Source organism: Luteimonas fraxinea (assembly GCF_021233355.1).
Classification (GTDB): Bacteria; Pseudomonadota; Gammaproteobacteria; order Xanthomonadales; family Xanthomonadaceae; genus Luteimonas; species Luteimonas fraxinea.
On sequence record NZ_CP089507.1, the window covers coordinates 3,093,253 to 3,117,043 of the forward strand.

Below are 23,791 nucleotides of genomic sequence, written 5' to 3' on the forward strand. Positions count from 1 at the left end.
GAAGGGCGCGCGGTGGACCGAGTTCCACCCATGGAACGCCGGCGCCACGGCGCACGCTCTACAATGCGCACATGTCCTTGAAGATCAACGAGCTCTGCGTCAACTGCGACGTGTGCGAGCCGGCCTGCCCGAACCAGGCGATCGCGCAGGGCGAAACGATCTACGTCATCGATCCGGCGCGCTGCACCGAATGCGTGGGCCACTTCGACGAGCCGCAGTGCGTGGTCGTCTGCCCGGTCGAATGCATCGACCCCGATCCCGATATCCCCGAAACCCAGGTGCAGTTGCTCGCCAAGCTGGCGCGCCTGCAGCAGGAGGCGTCATGAGCCGTTCCCGCTTCGCGTTCGCCGGCATGCCGGCGCTGCTGCTGTCGATGCTGCTGCTCGCGGTCGCGCCGTCCTGTGCGCGCGACGTCCGTGCGCCGGACGCGCCTGCGGCGAGCGCCGTGCAGAACACGGCGACGCCACCCGGCAACGCGGTCGCCTCGGCGCATACGCTCGCCACCGAAGCCGGCCTGCAGGTCATGCGCGAGGGCGGCAACGCATTCGACGCGGCGATTGCGACCTCGGCGGTGCTGTCGGTGGTCGAACCGATTTCGTCCGGCCTCGGCGGCGGCGGCTTCTTCCTGCTGCACGACGCGAAGTCCGGCCGCGACATCTTCGTTGACGCGCGCGAGACCGCGCCGGCCACCGCGCATTCGGACCGCTATCGCAAGGCCGACGGCAGCTTCGACCGTGACCGCGCCGAGAACGGCCCGTGGTCGGCCGGCATCCCCGGCCTGCCCGCGGCATTCGTGCACATCGCCGAGACCTACGGCGCGCTGCCGCTGTCGAGATCGCTGGCGCCGGCGATCCGCATCGCCGAGGAAGGCTTCCCGGTCTACGCGCGCTTCGCGCGCGGCTACCAGTCGCGTCGCGCGGTGATGGAGCGCTACCCCGGCACGCGCGCGGTGTTCCTCGCCGATGGCCAGGCACCGAAGGAGGGCGACACCTTCCGCCAGCCCGATCTCGCGAACACCCTGCGTCTGCTCGCCGAGCGCGGCTTCGACGGGTTTTACGGTGGCGAGACCGGCGCCAAGCTCGTCGCCGGCGTGAATGCAGAAGGCGGCGAATGGACCGCTGCGGACCTGTCCGCCTACAAGGTCGTCGAACGCGAGCCGATCCGTTTCCGCTACCACGACTGGGACGTGGTCACCGCGCCGCCGCCGTCGTCGGGCGGCATCGCGATGGCGCAGATGCTGCAGATCCTCGAGCCTTGGGATCTAACCAAACTCGATGATGCCGCGCGCACGCATCTGGTCGTCGAATCGATGCGCCGCGCGTTCCGCGATCGCACCTTCTATCTGGGCGATCCGGATTTCGTGAAGATTCCGCAGCGCACGCTGCTGAGCCGCGACTACGCCGCCGGCCTGCGCGCGACGATCAATCCGGCGAAGGCGACGCCCAGCGATCTGCTGTCGGGCGATCCCACGCCGCTGGAAGACGAGGAGACCACGCACTTCTCGATCGTCGATGCCGCCGGCAACCGCGCGGCGGTCACGCAGACGGTCAACCTGCTGTTCGGCAGCGGCCTCGTCGCGCCCGGCACGGGCGTGCTGCTCAACAACGAGATGGACGATTTCGCCCTGCAGCCCGGCGTGCCGAACGCGTTCGGCGTGATGGGCTTCGATGCGAACGCGCCGAAGCCCGGCAAGCGTCCGTTGAGTTCGATGACGCCGACCTTCCTCGTCTCCGACGATCGCGTCGCCGTGCTCGGCACGCCCGGTGGCAGCCGCATCATCACGATGGTGCTGCTGGGCATCCTCGGCTACGACGCCGGCCTCGACGCGCAGTCGGTCGCCGCGCTGCCGCGCTACCACCACCAATGGATGCCGGACACGATCTCGGCCGAGTCCGATGCGTTTTCCGCCGACACCGCAGCCAAGCTGCGCGCGATGGGCCACATCGTCGATCTGCCCGGCGATCGCGCCGCAGGCGGCCGCGGCTCCAGCCACGTCTGGGGCAACCTGCAGACCATCGAATGGAACCGCGCGAACGGCACGCTCACCGGCGGCAGCGATCCGCGCAATCCGGTCGGCTCGGCGAAGGTGGAAGCGGTCGCGCGCTGAGCGACTGCGCCTACAATCGGCCACCGGTCTGACGCGGGAGGGCGTCATGAAGCTGTGGTCGATCCAGGGCAACACCCAGAAGCTCGACGGCGGGTCGATGTTCGGCAACGCGCCGCGCGCGATGTGGACGCAGTGGGCCACGCCCGACGATCTCAACCGCATTCCGCTGGCGACGCGCGGCTTGCTCGCGACGCCGCTCAACGGCAAGACCGTGTTGTTCGAAACCGGCATCGGCGCTTTCTTCGAACCGAAGCTGCGTGCGCGCTTCGGCGTGCAGGAAGACCGGCACGTGCTGCTCGACTCGCTGCGCGACGCGGGTTTCGCGCACACCGATATCGATGTCGTGGTGCTGAGCCATCTGCATTTCGATCACGCCGGTGGCCTGCTGGCACCGTGGTCCGAAGGCGGTATGCCAGAACTGCTGTTTCCGAACGCGACCTTCGTGCTGTCCACGCCGCACTGGCTGCGCGCGAAACGTCCGCATGCGCGCGACCGTGCGAGCTTCATTCCCGGCCTGTGCGAACTGCTCGAAGCCACGGGCCGGCTGGAATTCATCGAAGGCGCGCACGCACCCTCGCTCGGCGACGCGGTGCAGTTCCATTACAGCGACGGCCACACGCCCGGGATGATGCTGGCCGAGATCCTCGGCCCCGATGTGCACGACGGCGTGCATCACGGCGGCGTGGTGTTCTGCGCCGATCTCGTGCCAGGCCTGCCATGGGTGCACGTGCCGATCACGATGGGCTACGACCGGTTTCCAGAACTGATCATCGACGAGAAACAGACGTTCCTTTCCGACATGGCCGCGCGCGGCGTGCGCCTGTTTCTCACGCATGATCCGGACATCGCACTGGTGCAGGTCGTGCGCGATGATGCCGGCCGTTTCAGCGCACGCCATCCGACGGCGGCACTTGCCGCGCGTTCCCTGCAGCATCCCTTCGAGACCACACCATGACGCCTCGCATTTCGCTTCTCATCGCATCGCTGCATGTGCTGCTGTACCTCGTGCTGACCGTCCGCGTGGTCCTGCACCGCAACGTGCACAAGATCGGGATCGGCACGGGCGGCGACGAGACCCTGTCGCGCAAGGTCCGGGTGCATGCGAATTTCATCGAGTATGTCCCGCTCGGACTGCTGCTGCTCGCCCTGCTGGAACTGGCGGCCGTCAACACGACGCTGCTGTGGGCGTTCGGTATCGCGCTGCTGGTCGCGCGCGTCTTGCATGCGATCGGACTGGGCGGCTCGGCGGGCTATTCGTTCGGACGCGGCACCGGCGCGTTGCTGACCTTCGCCACGCTGTTCGCGATGGCCGCATTCGGCATCTGGCGTTTCGTCATCGGCGCGATGATCGTTGCTTGACGGTGTTTGCGCAGGCGCGCGTTCGCGCGCGCCTGTCTTCGGGCTTCAGTCGACCCGCGTGCCGAAGATCTTGTCGCCGGCATCGCCGAGGCCGGGCAGGATGTAACCCTTCTCGTTGAGGCGTTCGTCGATCGAGGCGGTGTAGACCTCGACATCGGGGTGCACCGCTTCGAGTGCCTGCAGGCCCTCAGGTGCCGCGACCAGGAACAGCCCCTTGATGCGGCTCGCGCCTGCGGCCTTGAGCATCGACACCGTCGCGATGAGAGTGCCGCCAGTCGCCAGCATCGGATCGAGGATCAGCGCGGTGCGGTCGGCCATGTCCCCGACGAGATTCTCGTAATAGGGCACCGCTTCGAGCGAAGCCTCGTCGCGCTTGATGCCGACCACGCTGACCTTGGCCGCGGGAATGAGATCGAGCACGCCCGGCAGCATGCCGATGCCGGCGCGCAGGATCGGCACCAGGGTGATCTTGCGGCCCTTGATGCGCCGCACGCGCACGGTGCCGGCCCAGCCCTCGACCTCGGCATCCTCGGTTTCCAGATCCGCCGTGGCCTCGTAGGTCAGCAGCGTCGCGACTTCTGCCGAGAGTTCCCGGAAGGTCTTGGTGCTGTTGTCGGCGCGGCGCATCAGGCCGAGCTTGTGCTGCACCAGCGGGTGGCGGACTTCGACGGTTTTCATGGCGTGACCTGGCGGAAGCGATGCCTATAGGATCGCACGCGTCATCGGCAGTCGTGCTTCCGGTGCTGGAACGCAGAGGGGCCGGACAGGCCGGCCCCTCGTCACAACATGGCGTCGCGATGGATCAGAACTGGTAGCGCACACCGGCCAGCCAGGAGCGGCCGAAGCCTTCCATTTCCAGCACGCGGTTGCGCTGGCCCTGGAAGCGGATCTGCTTCGTGTCCTGGATGTTGTTGATCTCGCCGAACACACTCCAGCCGGCGCCGAGCGTATAGCTGGTCGAGAAATCCAGGCTGGCGCGATCGTTCCAGTAGACGTTCAGTTCGGGATTGGTGATGTCGAAGGACTGGATGAACTTCGAGCGGTAGTTGTAGGCCAGACGCGCGTTGAGGCCGGACTTCTCGTAGGTCAGGGCGAAGTTGTAGTTCGTCCGCGAGGTGCCCGGCAGTTCGGTCTCGCCCAGATCGAACGGCAGTTCGGCCTTCGACTTCGCATAGGTGTAGTTGGCGTATACGCCCAGGCCCGACAGGGCGCCCGGCAACATGTCGAAGGTCTGCTGCCACGACAGTTCCGCGCCGTAGATGCGACCCTTCTCGCCGTTCTCGGCGCGGGTGATCTGGAAGATCTGGCCGGGTCCGGCGGCCTCGTCGCGTGAGGCCACGAACAGCGGATCGTCGATGCGCTTGTAGAACAGCGCGGCCGACATCAGACCGAGCGGACGCAGATAGTGCTCGAACGACAGGTCCAGATTGTGCGCGAATGCTTCGCGGACCAGCGGGTTGCCTTCGCTGATGGCGATCACGTTGAGATCGTCCGCCTCGCCGATCACCCGGTAGGGTGCGGTGTGCATGAAGTCCGGGCGGTTGATCGCGGTGGAGTAGGAGGCGCGCAGGATGGAATCGGGGTTGGCCTCGTAGCGGAAGTGCAGGCTCGGCAGCACATTGCCGTAGCTGCGGCTCGCGGTCTGCGGCAACACGTCGCCGGTGTCTTCGTCGAACTGCAGCGCGCTGCCTTCGAGTTCGGTGCGCTCGTAGCGCACGCCGGCGATCATCGTCAGCGCGTCCCAGTTGGCGTCGATGCGCGCATAGCCCGCATAGACGTTCTCTTCGGCCTGGTAGTCGCCGGTCAGCGAATCGGGAATCAGACGCGCGTGGTTGCCGCTTTCGAGCAGCGGGCCAGCGTACTTGTCGAAGATGTCGCGGCAGAAGCGCCGACCGGTCAGGAAGTAATCGAAGTTGTTCGACACGCTGTCGCACAGCATGTCCGAATAGCGGATCCCGAGAGCGGCGAAGTCGGAAGCGCTGCCGTTGCGGTAACGCTCGTCGTCGAACATCTTGTCGCGCTGGCGGGCGCGGACACCGAACTTGATGTCGCCGCTGTCGCCGAGGAAGGTCTGCTGGCGCCCCAGATCCAGGCGCAGTGCGTTCTCTTCTTCTTCGCCGTACTCGTAACGATCATTGAGGCGACGGAACGCGTACCAGTTCTCCGGCAGATTGACGCCGCTGGCCGGCGCGTCGGGACGGCCGAGAATGTTCCAAGTCGGGAAATCCGGGTTCGCGTAGTCGTACGCGAACTGCGGTCGCACGCTGGAGCGGAAGATGTACTGCATGCGCGGGCTGGTGGTCTTGGTGGCCCGGCTCTGCGAGGCCTGCCAGTCAAGCTTCCACATCTCGCCGAGGAAATGCTCACCGGCGAGGTTGTACGTGCGGATGCTCTTGTCGTAGGTGCGCTCGCGCAGTTCCTTGTCGAAAGTCGCGCGTGCGCGGCCGGTGGTCTCGTCGGAGCCGGCGGCATAGTTGTCGAGCGTGATCGTCAGGTTGTCGCGGAACTCGCGGTCGACGAAGTTCGAATCCGACACGACGAAGTAGACCAGGTTGTCGGGGTTGATGCGGTAATCGAAACGACCGGTGATGCCCTTGCGCGTGCGCAGGCCTTCGTAATCCTTGATCTGGATTTCGCTGGGCGCGAAACCGCCGGCAACGGGGCTGTACAGCGTTTCCACGTTGTCGGTGAAGCGGCCTTGCTTGCTGATCGAGCCGGAGATCAGCACACCGAAGTTGCCTTCGGCGCCGAAGCGGTTGCCGATGGTGGCGTTGTAGCGCTGGTTGTCGCCGTCGCCGAGCTGGTACTTGCCGCCGGCGGCCGACGCGCGCAGCGTCAGGCCTTCGCGGTCCAGCGCGCTCTGCGTGCGGATGTTGATGTTGCCGGCGATCGCGTCGCCGTCCATGTCCGGGGTGATCGCCTTGGTGACTTCGAGCGCGGCGATGACATCGGAGGGAATCGTGTCGAGTTCGACGCCGCGGCTCGCGGCATCGGGGTTGGCCAGCTGCACACCGTCGATGGTGACGGTGGTGAATTCCTTGGGCGCGCCGCGCACGGTGACGTAGCGGCCTTCGCCCTGGTCGCGTTCGATCGACACGCCCGGGATGCGCTGCGTGGATTCGGCGATGTTGTTGTCCGGGAACTGGCCCAGCAGATCGGCCGAGACCACGTTGACGTAGTTCGTCGACGCGCGCTGCTGGTTGAGTGCCATGGCCTGCGCGTCGCGGCTGGCGCGCACTTCGACCACGCCCATGTCGGTCGCGGAAACCGTGCTGCGCAGCGTGACGTCCACCTGCGCCCCGCGGGTGTCACCGACCTCGACGTCGGACTGGTGACGCGTGTAACCCAGATAGTCGACCTGCAGCGGATAGCGGCCCGGCGCGAGGCCGGTCACGCGGAAGAAACCTTCGCGGTCGGTGCTGACCTGGCGGCCGTCGACCGTGACAATCGCGCCTTCTAGCGACACGCCGCGCGAAGCTTCGCTGACCTTGCCGACGATCGTGTTCGCCATGGCGGCGATCGTGTCGACGCTCGACGACTGTGCGGTGGCGGGCTGCGGGCAGGCCAGGGCGAGCGTGGCGGCGATGGCCGCGGCGAGGACGGTACGACTGGGTGACATGGGGACTCCGATGAGGGATGCGTGTGTCGGGGGCATGGCGAAGCCGCAGCCGTCACGTCGCGGAAAGCGGCGTGCGTTGCGTGGTCTGCGTTGTGGCGTGCGTCGCGCGTCGGCGACGACCCGTTCCCCCGGGGTCGGCATCTTGCGACGCTTCGATGACAGTTCTGTTGTGGCGGTGCGTCAGTGCGATGTCGCGGCGCGCATGCAACGTGCCTGCAACCTCGCGCGTCGATCATGACGCGCTGTGTCGATACGCATGACGGTCCCGCGACATCGATGCGACGGTGAGGTGGCGATCGCCGGGTCCCTCTCCGCCCAATCTTTCGACATCCGCTGTCTGCGAGGCGTTTGCCGATGACGGATGCGGCTCCACACAAGGACACATTACCGATGACACACGCGCTGCCCGCACGCCTGCCCCGTCTTCTGCTGCTGAGCGCCGCACTGCTCGCGATGCCGCTTCATGCCATGGCGGCTGGCGAAACACGCGTCGAGCCGAACACGCTCGTGCCCGAAGGCGTCATGCGCTACGCGCCGAGCGTGTTTCCCGATCGCATCGTCGCCTCGCCGGCGCAGGACGCATCGACGGGCTTCGGTGTGTCCTGGCGCACGGCCGCGTCGGTCGAAGCACCGATCGTGGAACTCGTGATCGCCGGCGATTCACCGGACATGGGCGCGCGTCGCCGCATCGCCGCACGCAGCACATCGCTCGAAGGCGAGAACGGCGCGGCGCAGTTCCATCGCGCCGAGGTCGACGGTCTGCAGCCGGATACGCTCTACGCCTGGCGTGTGCAGGGCGGTGGCACCTGGAGCCCGTGGATGCAGACGCGCACTGCGGCCGCGGCCGACGCGCCGCTGACACTGCTGTATTTCGGCGACACCCAGAACAAGAACGCCAGCCTGAGCACGCGCGTGTTGCGCGAAGCGCATCGGCAAGCGCCCGACGCCAAGCTCGCGCTGTTCGCCGGCGATCTGGTCAGCGGCGGCGACGGCGAAGACGACAACGAGTGGGGCGAGTGGTTCGACGCGGTCGGCCCACTGGCGACGATGGTCGTCAACGCGCCGGCGCCCGGTAACCACGAGTACTGGGAAGAATTCGAGGACACGCCGCAGGAGCGTCGCGTGCTCGGCGGCCACTGGCCGCGCACCTTCGCGCTGCCGGCCAATGGCGCGCCCGGCGCGGAGCAGACCAGCTACTGGTTCGACTACCAAGGCGTGCGCGTGGTGGTGCTCGACGGCACGTCCGCGCTCGACCTCGGCACGGCCGAAGCGCAGGCCGCGTGGCTCGATCGCACGCTGGCCGCCAATCCGCATCCCTGGTCGATCGCGCTGATCCACCAGCCGATGTATTCTCCGCGCCAGGATCGCGACAACGTCGCCCTGCGCGAACAGGTGCTACCGGTGCTGGAGCGACGCCGCGTCGATCTGGTGCTGCAGGGCCACGATCACGTCTACGGGCGGCGTCCCGGTGAGGACGCGAAGCGCGCGACGCCGCAATACCTCGTGTCGGTGGTCGGCGCGAAGCAGTACCGCCTGTCGGACGGTGCACGTCGCGACATGGCGCCGACGGCGGAGGACACCCAGTTGTTCCAGGTCATCCGTCTCGATGGCGACACGCTGCATTACGAATCGCGTACCGCGACCGGCCGTCTCTATGACGCGTTCGAGATCCGCGGCGCGACGCCGGAGACGCGCACGCTGCACGAGATCACCGAGGGCCGCATCGCGCCGCGCGATTGCGCACGCGACGAAACGCTCAAGGGCCGCGCCGACCGGTGCTGGGAGTGATGCACGTGCGCAATCGAATGTCCGCAACGCTGCTCGCCGCCGCACTCGCCAGCGCGACGCCGTTCGCGGCGCATGCCGCGACACCGCCCGCGCATGATCGCCAGCCGGCGAACGCGCCGGACGAGGCGGTGCTGCTGGTCGAGATTCCGGCGGGCGGTTTCACCAAGTACGAGAGCGATGCCGAAGGCCGGATCTTCGTCGACCGCTTCCTGTCGATGCCGATGGCCTACCCGGCGAACTACGGCTCGATGCCCGGCACCCATGCCGGGGACGGCGACCCGCTCGACGCACTGGTGCTGACGCGCGCTCCGCTGCACCCGGGCGTGCTGATCCGCTTCCGCCCGCTGGGCGTGCTGCGGATGATCGACGGCGGCGACGCTGACGAGAAGATCATCGGCGTGCCGGCCGACGACGTGGATCCCACGTATGCCGGCATCCGTTCGATCGACGATCTGCCGGCGATGGAGCGCGAGCGCATCGAAGCGTTCTTCCGCGTCTACAAGGATCTGCCGGCCGGCAGCAAGCGCGTGGAACTGCGTGGCTGGGGCGGGATAGACGAAGCAAAGGCGGTGATGCGCGCCGCGAAGGACGGCTTCGACGCGAAGTGAGTGCGGACCGCGTCGCGTTTCAACTGCAGAACTGCTCGCGCGCCAGCACGGCGTCCTGCAGCAGGGCGAGTTCGCGGGGTGATGCCACGTCGGGTGTCGTCGCAATGAGCCCGCGGATCGCCGGGCACGGGCTGTCGGTGTAGCCGGGCGGCCACAGTCCCACGAGTTGCGCGAAGCCGCGCACGACGTCTTCCGGCGTGATCTGGCGGCGCCTCCGGAAACGTTCCGGGCGCGCCTCGAACGGCGTGCGCCAGGCATCGCGTTGGCCCGGCAGACGTTCGGCGAACGCGACGGGCGCGGCGTCACCCAGCAGTGCGCCGTAGTCGAGACGCGTGGCGGTCTCGGGTGATGTGTGCGTCGTGTCCGTCGAGGACTCGGATGCCGTGCGGGATGGCGCTGTCGCGCGACGCGGCGTCGGTGCGCGCGCATCGGCGATCGCAGGTGCGTGCCGTGGAGCAGGGGTGGCTGACGGCAATGGTGGCGGTGTCAGGAACACCACCTCGATTGCGACGGCAAACTTGTCGGGCACGCGCGCGTCATGCGCGGGCAGCCAGTACAGCACTGCGATGCCGAACAGCACGGTGAGACCGGCAGAGGCGATGCGCGCGAACGTGTCGCTCGCGAACAGTCGTGTCGCGCCACGTCCGCGCCGGGATCTGGTGGCGTATGCCACATCGATTTCCTTCCATGGAATCGATGCAGATTAATGGAAGGGCCCGCATGCGTGCACGCGGGCCCGATCGGCCTCCCTCGTAAGAAGGCGATCGTTCCAGGCTGTCAGGCCGCAGCTGCGCTCGACTGTCGCGGACCTTCGCGCAATGCCTTGCCGACCATCGACACGAACAGCGCGATCTCGGTGTCGTCGATGTTGAAGTGCGGAGTGAAGCGCAGCGAATTCGTGCCGCCGTGGATCACGCCCAGGCCCTGTTCGCGCAGCCATTCCTCGGTCGAGCCGGCGCCGTAGCACTTGAACTGCGGCGCGAGTTCGCAGGAGAACAGCAGGCCGGTGCCCTGGACCTTCGTGATCAGGCCACCGAGTTCGGCCTTCAACGCTTCGAGCGCCTCGACCGACTTGCGGCCGGCGTCGCGGATGTTGGCGCGCACTTCGGGCGTGAGCTGCGCGAGCACAGCGCAGGCCACATCCAGCGCACGCGGATTGGCGGTCATCGTGTTGCCGTAGACACCGCTCTTGTAGAGCTTCGCGGCGTGCTCGGTCACGGCGAGCACCGACAGCGGGTACTGGCCGGCGTTGAGCGCCTTCGAGTACGTCTCCATGTCCGGCGCATCGAGCCCTTCGAAGCCCGGGTAGTCGACGACCGACAGCACGCCGTGCGCACGCAGGCCGGCCTGGATCGAGTCGACCAGCAGCAGGCTGCCGTGGGCGCGGGTAAGTTCGCGCGCAGCGGCGTAGAACGCCGGCGGCAACGCGCGGCCCGGGTCGCCTTCGCCCATCACCGGCTCCAGGAACACGGCTTCGACGAACCAGCCGTTCGCGTCCGCATCGGCGAAGGCCTGGCGCAGCGCGTCGGCGTCGTAGGGCGCGATCGCGATCAGCGAGTTTTCGTCGCGGAAGCTCGCGAGGTACTTCTTGTAGGTCGCGCGCGAGGAATCGGAATACAGCGCCGGGCGCTCGGTGCGGCCGTGGAAGCTGCCCTTGACCACGATGCGCTTGACCGTACGACCGGCATGGCGGCCACCCGGATCGGTCTGCGTGCGCGTGTTGATGTCGGCGATGCGCGCGGCGAGACCGACCGATTCGGAACCGGAGTTCAGGCACAGGAAGTGGCTGTACGGAGAACCGCCGCGGGTATGGCCGATCTCGCGACGCAGGGCGCGGTCGAGTTTCAGCTGCGACACGCTTGGCGTCATGATGTTGGCCATCGGCACCGGCTGCGCCATCGCGGCGATCACGTCCTTCGGCGTGTGTCCGAAGCCGAGCATGCCGTAGCCGCCCGAATCGTGGAGCACCGCGCCCTTGAGCGTGACGACCCACGGGCCGCGTGCGGTCAGCGCGACGTACGGGTTCACCGCATCGCCAGGATAGAAATTGATGTAGCCGGCCTGCACGGCGCGCGCCTGCGCATCCTCGTCCAGATCGAGCAGATCGGCGAAGTCCTGCTTCAGCTGCGCATACGCGTCGGCGGCGGCCTGCGCAGCTTCGAGAAGCTCCGGGTGCGTCGCGGCGAAGCGTTCGAGCACATCGTCCGGCAGACCGGTGGTGCGGCGCGTGCCGCCATGGGCGCGCAGCGGGGCGAGGATCTGGATCACGGACATGCGAATCACTCCTTGGGACGTCGGGGAGGGCCGGCAGCGCGCCTTTTCGATCGAGCGGCGCCGGCGCTCTCTCCATTATCTGGACGATTCCGTCGAACGGAAGCGACGGAACGCCGAAGGAATCGTAGAATTTCGTCAGATCGCCGAACCGTGCCTCGCCCATGTCCACTGAATCCGCTGATGTCCGCCTGCTGATGCTGCTGCGCGAGAACGCGCGCCTGTCGACCGCGGAAATCGCGCGCCGGCTGGGTCTGTCGCGCACCACCGTGCAGAGCCGCATCGAACGTTTGGAGCGCGAAGGCGTGATCAGCGGCTACACCGTGCGCGTGCGCGATGATTTCGAGCAGGGCCACATCCGCGCGCAGATCATGATCACCGTGCGCCCGCGGCAGACCACGCCGGTGGTCACGGCCCTGCGGGCGATCGATGCGGTGCGGGCGCTGCATTCGGTCAGCGGGCCCTACGACCTGATCGCGCTGGGCGTCGTGCCGACGGTAGCCGACATGGACGCACTGACCGATCGCATCGGCTACATCGAAGGCGTCGAGCGGACGACTTCGTCGATCATCCTGTCGACGAAGTTCGAGAGATGAATCTGTCTTCCGCTTGCGGAAGACGCGTTGGCCCCTCGCCCTCGGGGACTACGTGCCCGCCGGGGTAGAGGGGAGGACCATCGGCGGATGCCGATGGTGGGGTGAGGGCGGGGCTCGCGGATCAACCCAACACCTCTCCCCCCGGGAGAGGTCGATGCGCGTAGCGCATCGGATGAGGGCAGGGGCTTTCCCGCCGTCCCGTCCTGTCATCCCGGACTGGAAAGCACCCTCACCCCAACCCCCGCTCCGCGCCCCAGCCCTCGCTTCGCCGCGAGGGCGTTCATCGACACGCGAGCCAGTGGCTCGCAAACGTCTCTCTTCACCCCGAAGGGAGAGGGGCTCAAGCTTCGCCCCGCCGACCTCGTTGCCTGCCTTCATTACAATGTCTCCCCCGCATTCCCCGCCGATCTCTTGAAGAAGTCCGACTTCCACTTCGACCTGCCCGAACATCTGATCGCCCAGGCCCCCTTGGCTGAGCGCTCGGCGAGCCGGCTGCTGATCGTGCCGCCAGGCCAGGGCGCGTTCGAAGATCGGCACGTTCGCGACCTGCCGGACCTGTTGCAGCCGGGCGATCTGCTGATCTTCAACGACACGCGGGTGATTCCGGCGCGCCTGTTCGGACAAAAGGACAGCGGCGGGCGCGTGGAAATCCTGATCGAGCGGCTGCTGCCCGGCAACGAGGCGCGCGCGCAGATCGGCGCCAGCAAGTCGCCGAAGCCGGGCGGGCGGATCCAGCTCGATGGCGGCGGCAGCGCCGAGGTGCTGTCGCGCGACGAGGGTTTCTACCAACTGCGGTTCGAGCTCGACGACACGCTGGAATCCTGGCTGCTGAAGGCCGGGCGCATGCCGCTGCCGCCCTATATCCGGCGCGAGCCGGGGCAGGACGACGCCGAGCGCTACCAGACCGTGTTCGCGCGGGAAATCGGCGCGGTCGCGGCGCCGACGGCCGGTCTGCATTTCGACGATGCGCTGTTGACGCGACTGCGCGAGCGCGGCGTCGAGTTCGGGCACGTCACCCTGCACGTGGGCGCCGGCACGTTCCTGCCGATGCGGGTCGAAGATGTCCGCGAGCACCGCATGCACAGCGAGTGGCTCAACGTCGGCGCCGAACTCGTCGCGCAGATCCGCCGCACGAGAGAGGCGGGCGGCCGCGTGATCGCCGTCGGCACCACGGTCGTGCGTGCGCTGGAGAGCGCCAGCGTCGACGGCGAGCTGCATCCGTTCGCCGGCGAAACGCAGATCTTCATCTTCCCCGGCTACCGCATCCGCAGCGTCGACGCGATGGTGACCAACTTCCATCTGTCCGAATCCACGCTGCTGATGCTGGTCTCGGCGTTCGCCGGCAAGGACCGCGTGTTCGCCGCCTACGATCACGCCGTGCAGGCGGAATACCGTTTCTTCTCCTACGGCGACGCGATGCTGCTGTGGGGCGCCGACGCGCCCGCTGCCTGACCGTCGTCCGCGTTCAAGAGTCTCCATGTCCAGATTGCAGTTCGAACTGATCACCACCGATGGCGTCGCGCGTCGCGGGCGCCTGACGTTTCCGCGCGGCACCATCGAAACGCCGGCCTTCATGCCGGTCGGCACCTACGGAACGGTCAAGGGCGTGCTGCCCGAACAGGTGCGCGCGCTGGGTGCGGAGATCATTCTCGGCAACACCTTCCATCTGTATCTGCGCCCGGGCCTGGAGGTCATCGAGGCGCACGGCGGCCTGCACGGCTTCGCACGCTGGGACAAGCCGATCCTCACCGATTCCGGCGGTTTCCAGGTGTTCTCGCTGGCGCACAAGCGCAAGATCACAGAGGAAGGCGTCACTTTCGCGGCGCCCACCGATGGCGCCAAGGTGTTCCTCGGGCCCGAAGAAAGCATGCGCATCCAGAAGGTGCTCGATTCGGACATCGTGATGATCTTCGACGAGTGCCCGCCGGTGCAGATCGACGGCAAGCCGGTGCATCCGCGCGTGGTCGAGAAATCCATGGAACTGTCGCTGCGCTGGGCGGCGCGTTCCAAGCGGGCCCATGAAGGCAACGACGCCGCACTGTTCGGCATCGTGCAGGGCGGCGTGCACCACGACCTGCGCACGCGTTCGGCCGAGGGGCTCAAGGACATCGGTTTCGACGGCTACGCGATCGGCGGCCTCGCGGTCGGCGAGACCGAGGACGAGCGCAACGCGATGCTCGACCACACGGCGCCGCAGCTGCCCGAAGATCGTCCGCGTTACCTGATGGGCGTGGGCCGGCCGGAAGATCTGGTCGAAGCCGTCGCGCGCGGCGTCGACATGTTCGATTGCGTGATGCCCACCCGCAACGCGCGCAACGGGCATTTCTTCACCTCGACCGGGGTGATCCGCATCCGCAATGCGAAGTTCGAGAAGGACCTGCGGCCGATCGAAGAGGGCTGCGGCTGCGAGGCCTGCAGCGGCGGCTTCACCCGCGCCTACCTCCGGCATCTGGACCGCTGCGGCGAGATGCTCGGCCCGATGCTCGGCACGCTGCACAACCTCTGGTACTACCAGAAGCTCATGGCCGACATGCGCGCCGCGATCGCCGCGGGAACCTTTGCCGCGTTCCGGGAGTCCTTCTACAGCGCCCGGGCGGGGAATCCGGGCGCCTGAGCCGTCCCGGCGACGTCTTCGGCCCCATCACCGCCCATTCACCCGCTGCCCGGCCTGCGTCCGCGCCCGGCCGTGTCATAATCGCCCGCTGTCTGTTTTCGACCCATGGATGCCCCGATGAATCTGCTGGACCTTGTGATCGCCCCCGCCCACGCCGCTGCTGCAGCTCCGGGCGCTGGCCCGAGCCTGCTGTCGACGCTGGCCTTCCCGATCATCCTGATCGCGATCATGTACTTCCTGATGATCCGCCCGCAGATGAAGCGCACCAAGGAACACCGCGCGATGCTCGAGAAGCTGTCGGTCGGCGACGAAGTCATCACCAACGGCGGCATCGCCGGCGTCGTGCGCAACATCGGCGATAGCTTCCTGACGATCGAAATCGCCGAGCGCGTGGAAATCCGCGTGCAGAAGGGTGCGGTCGGCAACGTGCTGCCCAAGGGCACGCTGAAGTCCGCCTGATCCCGATCGTCGATCGTTGATCCTTCGTTCCGTCATCTCTCCAGGCGCCGCCCGCGTGCGGCGTCCGAGGCAAGGCAATGCTTGAATTCCCGCGTTGGAAATATGCCCTCATCCTGGTCGTTCTGGTGCTGGCTGCGCTGTACGCGCTGCCCAATGCCTACCAGAAGAACCCGTCGGTGCAGATCACCCCGAGCACCAGCGAGGCGCGCATCGACGAGGCGCTGAAGACGCGGGTCGAAGGATTGCTCACCGCCGCCGGCGTGACGTCGGTGGGCACCGAGATCGACGAGAACCACCTGCTGGTGCGTCTGCACGATTCTGATGCGCAGACGCTCGCGTCCGACACGCTGCGTCCGGAACTGGGCGAGAACTATTCGGTCGCGCTGAATCTTGCCTCGACCGTGCCGGACTGGCTATCGAACATGGGCGCGCGTCCGATGTCGCTGGGTCTCGACCTGCAGGGCGGCGTGCACTTCGTGATGCAGGTCGACCAGGCCGCGGCGCTGCAGAAGCGCGTCGAGGGCTACGCCGACGGCATCCGCACCGTGCTGCGTGATGCGCGCATCGGCTATTCCAGCGTCGAGCGCCGCAACGACAACAGCATCGGTGTGGTGCTGACCGAAGGCGCGGACGTCAACGCCGCGCGTACGCAGATTTCGACCAGTCTCGCCAGCGCCTCCGGCCAGGCGGTTGGCGGCAGCGGCCCGCAGATCACGACCGAAGGCAACCGCATCACCGTGCGCCTGTCGCCGGGCGAGATCTCGCGCATCGCCAGCGACGCGGTCGAGCAGAACCGCACCGTGATCTCCAACCGCATCAATGCGATCGGCGTCGCCGAGCCGGTGCTGCAGCGTCAGGGCGAAGACCGTCTGGTCATCCAGCTGCCCGGCTTGCAGGACACCGCCGAGGCCAAGCGCCTGATCGGCGCCACCGCGACCCTCGAGTTCCGCGCCGTCACCGGCGACGAGAACCAGGCCGCGGCCGCGGTCGCGTCGGGCAACATCCCGGCCGATTCGCGCATCTACTACAACGACGCCGGCGCGCCGTTGCTGCTGTCGCGCCGCATCCTGGTGTCGGGCGACCAGCTGATCAACGCGAATCCGCAGACCGATGCGCAGACCGGCACGCCGGCCGTGGGCATCACGCTCAACAGCGCCGGCGGCAAGCGCATGCTCGACCACACGCTGCAGAACGTCGGTCAGCGCCTCGGCATCGTGTACGTCGAGCGCATTCCGACCGTGCGCATGGTCGACGGCGAAGAAGTGCGTTCCTCGCGCAGCGTCGAGCGTGTCATCAGCTCCTCGACCATCCGCGGCGTGTTCGGTCGCGAGTTCCAGACCACCGGTCTGAGCCGCGAGGAATCCACCGATCTGGCGAGCCAGCTCAAGGCCGGTGCACTGGCCGCGCCGATGGACTTCGTCGAAGAGCGCGTCGTCGGTCCGAGCCTGGGCGCCGAGAACGTCGAGCGCGGTCTGACCGCGGTGCTCTACGCGTTCTTCTTCACCCTGATCTTCTTCATGTTCTATTACCGCATGTTCGGCATCGTCACCTGTCTGGCGCTGATCCTGAACCTGCTGATCGTGGTCGCGGTGATGTCGCTGTTCGGCGCCACGATGTCGTTGCCCGGCTTCGCCGGTCTGGCGCTGTCGATCGGTCTGTCGGTCGACGCCAATGTGCTGATCAACGAGCGCATACGCGAAGAGCTCAGGGCCGGCATGCCGCCCAAGGCGGCGATCGTGACCGGCTACGAGAAGGCGTCGGACACCATCTTCGACTCCAACCTCACCGGCATCATCGCGGGCGTCGCGCTGTACGCCTTCGGCACCGGCCCGCTGCAGGGCTTCGCGGTGACGCTGGTGATCGGTATCACCGCTTCGATGTTCACCGCAATCGTCGTCTCGCGCGCACTGGTCACGCTGATCTATGCACCGCGCAAGAAGCTCAAGTCCCTTGCGATCTGACGGAAGAGACCCCCATGAAAATTTTTCCGTTGACCCTCGTTCCCAGCGGCACCCGCATCGACTTCATGCGGCTGCGTCACGTCTGGGTCGCCATGTTCCTGCTGCTGTTCGTCGGCTCGTTCGCCGTCGTCGGTCTGAAGGGCTTCAACTTCGCGCTCGACTTCACCGGCGGTACCGCGGTGAACGTCCGCTTCGACAAGCCCGTCGGTGTGGACGACGTCCGCGAACGCCTCGAGAACGCCGGCATCTCCAATGCCCAGGTGCAGACCTTCGGCAGCGGCAACGACCTGCTGATCCGCGTGCGCGGCGACGAGACGCAGGTGAGCGTGGACGGCAACACCCAGCTCGCCCAGGACGTGCTCGCCGCGGCGTCGAGTGAAGCCAATCCGGGTCGCATCCTGAGCACCGAGTCGATCGGCGCGCAGGTCTCGGGCGACCTGCGCAAGAACGCGATCTATGCCGCGATCTTCGTGCTGGTGGGCTTCCTGCTGTACATCAGCGTGCGCTTCGAATGGAAGTTCGCGGTGGTGGCCAGTGTCACCACGCTGTTCGACGTCATGGTGGTCGCGGCGATGTTCTCGCTGACCGGTCGCGAGTTCGACCTGACCGTGATGGCCGGCCTGCTGTCGGTGATGGGCTTCTCGATCAACGACACCATCGTGGTCTTCGACCGCGTGCGCGAGAATTTCCGCGGCGTCCGCGCCGAGCCGCTGGAGATCTTCAACCGCTCGATCAACCAGACCCTGTCGCGCACGATCATCACCTCGCTGGTGTTCTTCCTGTCGGTGCTGGCGCTGTTCCTCTACGGCGGCGGTTCGCTCGAAGGCCTGGCGCTGACGCAGATGATGGGCGCGGTGGTCGGTACGCTGTCGTCGATCTTCATCGCGTGCCCGCTGCTAACCTACGGCGTCCTGCGCGTCACCAAGCAGGACCTGCTGCCGAAGGCCAAGGACGAGGCGGCGCTGTCGCGTCGTCCCTGATCCGGCACGTCTGGTCCGCACGACGCGGGCCGGACCGGTTGCACGAAAAAGCCGCGCACTGCGCGGCTTTTTCGTGGGCGGATGGAGCGGGTCGCAATCGTCGGATGGGCAGAGCGCGGCGGACACCCAGCGTCGTGGTGTCTTCGCATCCGGAGGAGCGGCAGGTCGCGCCGCGCGGCGCTCCGTATCGCGTTGCCGAGCGGGGCAATCGATGGGCTTCGCTGTGCTCCACCCATCCTGCAAAGACAGGCGCGCTTCTCGCACAACAAAAAAGGCCGCGCTTGCGCGCGGCCTTTCCGGTCCAGCCGATCCGGCGGCTTACGCGAATTCTTTCGCGTAGCCCGAATCGACCAGGGTCTTCTGCAGCGGCGCGACGATGTGCACGTTGCCGGCGATCACCTGACGGCCACCGGCGAAAGCCACGTGCAAGGGACCACCCGGGCCGCCCTTGAAATCGCTGACGCGGCCGCCGGCCTCGCGGACCAGCAGCACACCGGCCGCGATGTCCCAGGGATGCACGCCGGCTTCGAAGTAACCGTCGGTACGCGCCGCGGCGACATAGGCCAGATCCAGCGCGGCCGAACCGGTGCGGCGCACGTCTTCGGCCGATTCGAGCAGCGCCTCGACCGCGCGCAGCTGGGCGCCGACGCGCTTGCGCTCGCGCGGGGCGAAGCCGGTGCTGAGCATCGCGCCGGTCAGTTCGCGGCGTTCGGACACGCGGATGCGACGTTCGTTGAGCTGGGCGCCGGCCCCCCGAGTGGCGGTGAACAGTTCGTTGCGCAGCGGGTCGAAGATCACCGCATGCAGCGGCTCGCCGCCCTCGACCAGCGCGATCGACACGCACCAGTGGGGCAGGCCGCGCAGATAGTTGCTGGTGCCGTCGAGCGGATCGATGACCCAGGTGTAGCGGCTCGGGCCGCCACGGCCCGGCTTGGCGCCGCCTTCTTCGCCGAGCACGGCGTACTCGGGATAGGCGCGACGCAGTTCCTTGACGATCGCATCCTCGGCGAGGCCGTCGACCTCGCTCGCGTAATCGTGGCGCGCTTTCTCGACGACGTTGAGCGCATCGAGCTTGTGCATGTTGCGCAACAGGACGCCACCGCCGGCGCGCGCCGCCTTGACCATGACATTGACAGCAGGTTGAAGCATCGCGGACGACTCCGGGCGCGGGCAGGATCGAGGGGGAAAAGAGCAGTGCCGGCGCGAGGCCGGTCGCGCAGTTTACCATTCGCGCCATGCAAGCGCCCCTGAATCCAGAGTCCGGCATGGACATCGTCGCCGCGGACGGCCCTGCCGCCCGTATCCGCATCGTGCTCGTCGGCACCCAGCACCCCGGCAACATCGGCTCCGCCGCGCGCGCCATCAAGACGATGGGCCTGCACCGGCTGGTGCTCGTCGCGCCGCAGAAATATCCGCACAACGAGGCCGACATGATGGCCGCGGGCGCCGAGGACGTGCTCAATGCCGCGGTCGAAGTGGCGACGCTGGCCGAAGCGGTGGCCGACTGCCGACTGGTGCTCGGCTGCACCGCGCGCAGTCGCCGCGTGCAGCTGCGCGAGCTGCGGCCGCGCGATGCCGCCGCGTCCGTGCATGCGGAAGCCGCGGCCGGTGGCGAGGTCGCGCTGGTGTTCGGCCGCGAGCGCACCGGACTGGAGAACGAGGAACTGCAGCTGTGCCACGCCGCCGTGCACATCCCGGCCAATCCCGACTACAGCTCGCTGAATCTGGCCGCGGCCGTGCAGGTGCTGAGCTACGAAGTGCGGCTGGCGCTGCTGGGCGAGGGCGGCGATGTCACGCCCGCGGCCATCGCGCCGGTGAATCCGGACGCGGTGCCGCACGCCGAACTCGAAGGCTTCTTCGGCCAGCTGGGCGACACGCTCGAGGACATCGATTTCCACAAGGGCCGCGCGCCCGAGTCGGCGATGCGCAAGCTGCGGCGGCTGTTCGTGCGCACCGGATTGGACCAGAAGGAAGTCCGGCTGCTGCGCGGCATCCTCGCCGATGCCCAGCGCATGGCCCGGATCGCCCGCGACCGCGGCGACGGCTGAGCCGCGGCGTCTGTCGCCGGGGAATGGCTTCCGCTAGGCTTGCCGCTTCGCTCACGCCTCCCGGACCCGCCTTGGACCCGCGTCACTTCCTTCGACGGCTCCTGTCGGGTGTGCTGCTGGCGGTACTGGCAGTCGCGTTGCCGCTGCAGGCGGCCGAGCCGCGCAACGTGCTGGTGCTCGGGCGCATCAGCGACGATCCCAAGGCGCACTACGAACAGCTCAAGCCGCTGCTCGACTACGTGGTCGCGCGCATGGGCGATGTCGGCATCACCGAAGGCCGCGTGCTGATGGCGCGCGACGTGCAGCAGATGCAGAGCTATCTGCGGCGCGGCCGCGTGGACTGGGTCACCGAGACCGCCAGCGGCGCGACCCTGCTCGAAGCGCGCGCCGGCGCGACGCCGCTGCTGCTCACCGAGCGCAACGGCGTCAGCCACTACCACACCGTCTATTTCGCGCGCCGCGACAGCGGCATCCAGTCGCTCGACGATCTGCGCGGTCGCAGCATCGTGTTCCAGAACCGGCAGTCGACCAGCGCCTACTTCGTGCCCGCGACCGAGCTGCTCGCCCGCGGCATGAAACTGGAAATCCTGCTGTCGCCGCGCGACCAGCCCGAACCGGACTCGGTCGGCTATCTGTTCGCGCGCTCGGAACTCAACATGTCCTCGTGGGTGCACAAGCACCTTGTCGATGCGGGTGCGATGAGCAACCTCGACTGGGACAGCGACCGGCGCGTGCCGCCCTCGTTCAAGCGCGATTTCGTGATCTTCCGCGAGAGCGCGCCGTTCCCGCGCGCGATCGAGATCGTGCGCGGCGATCTGGACGCGCGCGTGACTGCGCGACTGCGCGAGGTGCTGATCGAGGCCAGCCAGGATCCCGCCGCCGCCGATGCCTTGCGCGAGTTCTTCCGCACCACCGCGTTCCTGCCGATGGATGCCGCCACGCGCGCCGAACTCGACATCCTGCGCGCCGGTGCCCTGCGCGTCGTGGCGGACGTCGAATGAAACTGCGCACAGGCCTGCAGGCCATGTTTCTGGCGCTGGCCGGCGCCGCCGTGCTGGCCGGCCTCGTCGCGGTGGCGCTGGTGCTGCAGCAGCAGGACCAGGCGCAGAAGCAGATCCTCGCGCTGAGCCAGCGCTCGATGCACGCACTCGCGTCGCAGCGTCTGCTGCTGCGCGGCGAGGCGGTCTCGGCGCAGGTCGCCGATGCACTGGTCAATCCGCTGTACTACTTCGATCTCGAAGCCATCGGCGCGGCAGTCGGCAACGTACTTCGGCAGCCGGACGTCAGCTACGTGATCGTCTACGACGCCGACGGCAACATCGTCCACGACGGCAGCCGCGATATCGAACGCTACGGCCAGCGCATGGACGATCCGTTCGCCCTGGAAGTCGTCGCCGCGACCGGCCAGCACATGCAGAGCGACGGCAAGCTACTCGACGTCTCGATGCCGATCCGCATCGGCGACCAGCGTCTCGGCGGCGTGCGCATCGGCTATTCGCTGGCGACGGCGAAGCAGGACGAGGACGCAATGGTCGCGACGATGCAGGCGCGGCTGGATGAGATCGCGCGGCGTCATCTGGTCTCGGTCGGCCTGCTGCTGGTCGTGCTGGTGGCGCTCGGCGCACTCGTCGCGGCGATGCTGCAACGACGGCTCGTGCGCCCGGTGCGCGAACTGGCCGATGCCGCGCAGCGCATCGAGGCCGGGCATTACGACGTGGTGGTGCCGGCCGACGCACGCCAGGACGAGATCGGTGATCTGGTCCGCGCCTTCGATCGCATGCGCGACAGCATCGCGCGCCACGATCGCGACATCCGCCGCATGGCGTACACGGATTCGCTGACCGGACTGGCCAACCGGCTCGCATTGCGCGAAACGCTGGACCAGCGCCTGCTGGAAATGCAGGGCGCTGCCGGACGCCTCGCGCTGCTGTTCGCCGATGTCGACGACTTCAAGCGCGTCAACGACACGCTCGGCCACGACGCCGGCGACGAAGCGCTGATCCAGTTCACCGCGCGCATCGATGCCGCCGTGCGCGAATTCGATGTCGCCGACGCACTGCTGGCACGATTCGGCGGCGACGAGTTCGTCGTGCTGCTGCAGTTGCCGGAAGCCAGCACCGCCGATCTGCGCACCGTCGCCGGCGAACTGGCGAACCGTCTGGTGGAAGAAGTCGCGCGCCCGATCGAAGTCGAAGGCCGGCGCGTGTTCCTCGGCATCTCGATCGGCATCACCGTGTTTCCCGACGATGCCGCCAGCGCCGCGATGCTGCTCAAGAACGGCGACATCGCGATGTACCAGGCCAAGCTGGCCGGCAAGAACTGCCACCGCTTCTACAGCCTGGCGATGGACCAAGCGGTCGAGCGCCGCATGCACATGGAACACGAACTGCGCGGCGCCTGGGATCGCGGCGAACTGAGCCTGGCTTACCAGCCGGTGTTCCGCATGGGCGACAAGGCGCTGGTCGGTGTCGAAGCCCTGCTGCGCTGGCAGCACCCCGAGTTCGGCAACGTCGCGCCGCCGGTGTTCATCGACGTCGCCGAGCAGAGCGGCCTGATCGACGTCATCGGCCCGCAGGTGCTGCACGCCGCCTGCGTCGAGGCGCGTGCCTGGCAACAGCGCTATCCGTCCGCCGCCGACCTGTTCGTCGCGGTCAACGTGTCGCCGCGCCAGCTGCGTGGCGCCGCGTTCGCCGTGGAAGTCGAAGCGGCGCTGCGCGAATCGGGTCTGTCGCCACGCCATCTGCATCTCGAACTCACCGAGACCGCGGTCATCGGCGACGAAGCCCGCATCGGCCAGCTGCTGAGCGCGCTGCGCGCACTCGGCGTCAAGATCTGGCTCGACGATTTCGGCACCGGCTTCTCCGGCCTGAGCCACCTGCGCCGTGTGCCCGTCGACGGGGTCAAGATCGATCGCAGCTTCGTTGCCGACGTGCTCCGCGATCCCGACGACCTGGCGTTGACGACGGCGATCATCTCGATGGCGCACTCGATCGGCATCACGTTGGTTGCCGAAGGCGTGGAGAAGGAAGGCCAGTTCGAAGTCCTGCGCGATCGCGGTTGCGATCTGGGGCAGGGGTTCTGGCTCGGGCACCCGCTGCCGGCGCGGGAGTTCGATGCGCTGTTGAGGTGAGGCTTCGTTCTGCTTCGCTTTTTTTGCTTCTGCTCCAGCGTTGCCGTTGCCGTTGCCGTTGCTGTTGCTGTTGCTGTTGCTGTTGCTCTTTGCCGTTGCTCCGCTTTTGCTTCCGCCGTTGACTTCAATCGAGCCGTAAAGCGAGCCGAGCATCGCAGGGCGGCGGGGTCGGAGAGCAGCCCATGTCTGAGCGCAGCGAGTTTGGGCTGCGTGCCCCGTCGACCGAGAAGCGCAGGGGACCGGCGCGGCGT

At 67.5% G+C, this 23,791-nt stretch carries 20 protein-coding genes; 15 read left to right on the forward strand and 5 right to left on the reverse strand.

What is annotated here, in order from left to right:
* Positions 1-71 precede the first annotated feature (71 nt).
* Genes LU699_RS13925 through LU699_RS13940 form a run of 4 tightly spaced genes read left to right on the forward strand, consistent with a single transcriptional unit; the run spans position 72 to position 3,466 of the window.
* On the forward strand, positions 72-326 hold the full coding sequence (locus LU699_RS13925; protein ID WP_232115790.1) for a YfhL family 4Fe-4S dicluster ferredoxin: 255 nt from the start codon (positions 72-74) through the stop codon (positions 324-326).
* Positions 323-2,107: a gamma-glutamyltransferase gene (gene ggt, locus LU699_RS13930; RefSeq protein WP_232137017.1), complete on the forward strand. Its 1,785-nt coding sequence runs from the start codon at positions 323-325 to the stop codon at positions 2,105-2,107. The genes LU699_RS13925 and ggt overlap by 4 nt, the downstream gene beginning before the upstream one ends.
* A gap of 46 nt (positions 2,108-2,153) precedes the next feature.
* Positions 2,154-3,062: an MBL fold metallo-hydrolase gene (locus LU699_RS13935; protein WP_232137016.1), complete on the forward strand. Its 909-nt coding sequence runs from the start codon at positions 2,154-2,156 to the stop codon at positions 3,060-3,062.
* A complete protein-coding gene (locus LU699_RS13940) occupies positions 3,059-3,466 on the forward strand; it encodes an MAPEG family protein (protein WP_232137015.1) in 408 nt (135 codons plus the stop codon). Before LU699_RS13935 ends, LU699_RS13940 begins: the two co-directional genes overlap by 4 nt.
* 45 nt (positions 3,467-3,511) lie before the next feature.
* Here the strand turns inward: LU699_RS13940 and upp are convergent, their stop codons facing one another.
* Both upp and LU699_RS13950 read right to left on the reverse strand, forming a co-directional pair.
* Positions 3,512-4,144 carry a uracil phosphoribosyltransferase gene (gene upp, locus LU699_RS13945; protein ID WP_232137014.1) on the reverse strand — a complete coding sequence of 211 codons (633 nt, stop codon included), beginning with the start codon at positions 4,142-4,144 and terminating at the stop codon, positions 3,512-3,514.
* Positions 4,145-4,268: 124 nt separating this feature from the next.
* Positions 4,269-7,085 carry a TonB-dependent receptor gene (locus tag LU699_RS13950; protein ID WP_232137013.1) on the reverse strand — a complete coding sequence of 939 codons (2,817 nt, stop codon included), beginning with the start codon at positions 7,083-7,085 and terminating at the stop codon, positions 4,269-4,271.
* 402 nt (positions 7,086-7,487) lie between these two features.
* On the opposite strand from LU699_RS13950, the gene LU699_RS13955 reads away from it, so the two are divergent.
* Entirely contained in the window at positions 7,488-8,873 is a 1,386-nt protein-coding gene (locus LU699_RS13955; protein ID WP_425491226.1) for a purple acid phosphatase family protein, read from the forward strand.
* A 17-nt stretch (positions 8,874-8,890) separates the two neighbouring features.
* Positions 8,891-9,481, forward strand: a complete 591-nt coding sequence (locus LU699_RS13960) for an inorganic diphosphatase (protein WP_232137012.1) — start codon at positions 8,891-8,893, stop codon at positions 9,479-9,481.
* Positions 9,482-9,500: 19 nt separating this feature from the next.
* Here the strand turns inward: LU699_RS13960 and LU699_RS13965 are convergent, their stop codons facing one another.
* Together LU699_RS13965 and LU699_RS13970 are read right to left on the reverse strand one after the other, a co-directional pair.
* Positions 9,501-10,154: a hypothetical protein gene (locus LU699_RS13965; RefSeq protein WP_232137011.1), complete on the reverse strand. Its 654-nt coding sequence runs from the start codon at positions 10,152-10,154 to the stop codon at positions 9,501-9,503.
* Positions 10,155-10,258: 104 nt separating this feature from the next.
* On the reverse strand, positions 10,259-11,755 hold the full coding sequence (locus tag LU699_RS13970; protein ID WP_232137010.1) for an aminotransferase class III-fold pyridoxal phosphate-dependent enzyme: 1,497 nt from the start codon (positions 11,753-11,755) through the stop codon (positions 10,259-10,261).
* Between the two features lie 161 nt (positions 11,756-11,916).
* On the opposite strand from LU699_RS13970, the gene LU699_RS13975 reads away from it, so the two are divergent.
* From LU699_RS13975 to secF, 6 genes are all read left to right on the forward strand, one after another.
* Positions 11,917-12,348, forward strand: coding sequence for an Lrp/AsnC family transcriptional regulator (locus LU699_RS13975; protein ID WP_232137009.1), 432 nt, complete (start codon positions 11,917-11,919; stop codon positions 12,346-12,348).
* A 411-nt stretch (positions 12,349-12,759) separates the two neighbouring features.
* Positions 12,760-13,800, forward strand: coding sequence for a tRNA preQ1(34) S-adenosylmethionine ribosyltransferase-isomerase QueA (gene queA, locus LU699_RS13980; RefSeq protein WP_232137008.1), 1,041 nt, complete (start codon positions 12,760-12,762; stop codon positions 13,798-13,800).
* Positions 13,801-13,825: 25 nt separating this feature from the next.
* Positions 13,826-14,962 (forward strand): tRNA guanosine(34) transglycosylase Tgt, encoded by a 1,137-nt coding sequence (gene tgt, locus LU699_RS13985; protein WP_232137007.1) that lies wholly within the window; start codon positions 13,826-13,828, stop codon positions 14,960-14,962.
* A gap of 117 nt (positions 14,963-15,079) precedes the next feature.
* Complete coding sequence (gene yajC, locus LU699_RS13990) at positions 15,080-15,421, forward strand: preprotein translocase subunit YajC (RefSeq protein ID WP_232116452.1); 342 nt, start codon at positions 15,080-15,082, stop codon at positions 15,419-15,421.
* A gap of 77 nt (positions 15,422-15,498) precedes the next feature.
* On the forward strand, positions 15,499-17,382 hold the full coding sequence (gene secD / locus LU699_RS13995; protein ID WP_232137006.1) for a protein translocase subunit SecD: 1,884 nt from the start codon (positions 15,499-15,501) through the stop codon (positions 17,380-17,382).
* Between the two features lie 14 nt (positions 17,383-17,396).
* Positions 17,397-18,362, forward strand: coding sequence for a protein translocase subunit SecF (gene secF, locus LU699_RS14000; RefSeq protein WP_232137005.1), 966 nt, complete (start codon positions 17,397-17,399; stop codon positions 18,360-18,362).
* Between the two features lie 318 nt (positions 18,363-18,680).
* Here secF and LU699_RS14005 read toward each other — a convergent pair whose 3' ends face one another.
* The gene (locus LU699_RS14005) at positions 18,681-19,511 is read right to left on the reverse strand and encodes an inositol monophosphatase family protein (protein ID WP_232137004.1); all 831 of its coding nucleotides are present in this window, start codon (positions 19,509-19,511) and stop codon (positions 18,681-18,683) included.
* A gap of 86 nt (positions 19,512-19,597) precedes the next feature.
* On the opposite strand from LU699_RS14005, the gene LU699_RS14010 reads away from it, so the two are divergent.
* From LU699_RS14010 to LU699_RS14020, 3 genes are all read left to right on the forward strand, one after another.
* Positions 19,598-20,410 (forward strand): RNA methyltransferase, encoded by an 813-nt coding sequence (locus LU699_RS14010; protein WP_232580214.1) that lies wholly within the window; start codon positions 19,598-19,600, stop codon positions 20,408-20,410.
* Positions 20,411-20,481: 71 nt separating this feature from the next.
* On the forward strand, positions 20,482-21,411 hold the full coding sequence (locus LU699_RS14015) for a phosphate/phosphite/phosphonate ABC transporter substrate-binding protein (RefSeq protein WP_425491073.1): 930 nt from the start codon (positions 20,482-20,484) through the stop codon (positions 21,409-21,411).
* Entirely contained in the window at positions 21,408-23,540 is a 2,133-nt protein-coding gene (locus tag LU699_RS14020) for a putative bifunctional diguanylate cyclase/phosphodiesterase (RefSeq protein WP_232137003.1), read from the forward strand. Before LU699_RS14015 ends, LU699_RS14020 begins: the two co-directional genes overlap by 4 nt.
* Positions 23,541-23,791: the final 251 nt, after the last annotated feature.

Coding starts and splice junctions, on each gene's coding strand:
- LU699_RS14005 (WP_232137004.1), bottom strand. CDS start 19,511: ATGCTTCAACCTGCTGTCAATGTCATGGTCAAGGCGGCGCGCGCCGGC.
- LU699_RS13975 (WP_232137009.1), top strand. CDS start 11,917: ATGTCCACTGAATCCGCTGATGTCCGCCTGCTGATGCTGCTGCGCGAG.
- upp (WP_232137014.1), bottom strand. CDS start 4,144: ATGAAAACCGTCGAAGTCCGCCACCCGCTGGTGCAGCACAAGCTCGGC.
- yajC (WP_232116452.1), top strand. CDS start 15,080: ATGAATCTGCTGGACCTTGTGATCGCCCCCGCCCACGCCGCTGCTGCA.
- LU699_RS13925 (WP_232115790.1), top strand. CDS start 72: ATGTCCTTGAAGATCAACGAGCTCTGCGTCAACTGCGACGTGTGCGAG.
- LU699_RS14020 (WP_232137003.1), top strand. CDS start 21,408: ATGAAACTGCGCACAGGCCTGCAGGCCATGTTTCTGGCGCTGGCCGGC.
- ggt (WP_232137017.1), top strand. CDS start 323: ATGAGCCGTTCCCGCTTCGCGTTCGCCGGCATGCCGGCGCTGCTGCTG.
- secF (WP_232137005.1), top strand. CDS start 17,397: ATGAAAATTTTTCCGTTGACCCTCGTTCCCAGCGGCACCCGCATCGAC.
- secD (WP_232137006.1), top strand. CDS start 15,499: ATGCTTGAATTCCCGCGTTGGAAATATGCCCTCATCCTGGTCGTTCTG.
- LU699_RS13960 (WP_232137012.1), top strand. CDS start 8,891: ATGTCCGCAACGCTGCTCGCCGCCGCACTCGCCAGCGCGACGCCGTTC.
- LU699_RS13935 (WP_232137016.1), top strand. CDS start 2,154: ATGAAGCTGTGGTCGATCCAGGGCAACACCCAGAAGCTCGACGGCGGG.
- LU699_RS13950 (WP_232137013.1), bottom strand. CDS start 7,085: ATGTCACCCAGTCGTACCGTCCTCGCCGCGGCCATCGCCGCCACGCTC.
- LU699_RS14010 (WP_232580214.1), top strand. CDS start 19,598: ATGCAAGCGCCCCTGAATCCAGAGTCCGGCATGGACATCGTCGCCGCG.
- tgt (WP_232137007.1), top strand. CDS start 13,826: ATGTCCAGATTGCAGTTCGAACTGATCACCACCGATGGCGTCGCGCGT.
- LU699_RS13970 (WP_232137010.1), bottom strand. CDS start 11,755: ATGTCCGTGATCCAGATCCTCGCCCCGCTGCGCGCCCATGGCGGCACG.
- LU699_RS13940 (WP_232137015.1), top strand. CDS start 3,059: ATGACGCCTCGCATTTCGCTTCTCATCGCATCGCTGCATGTGCTGCTG.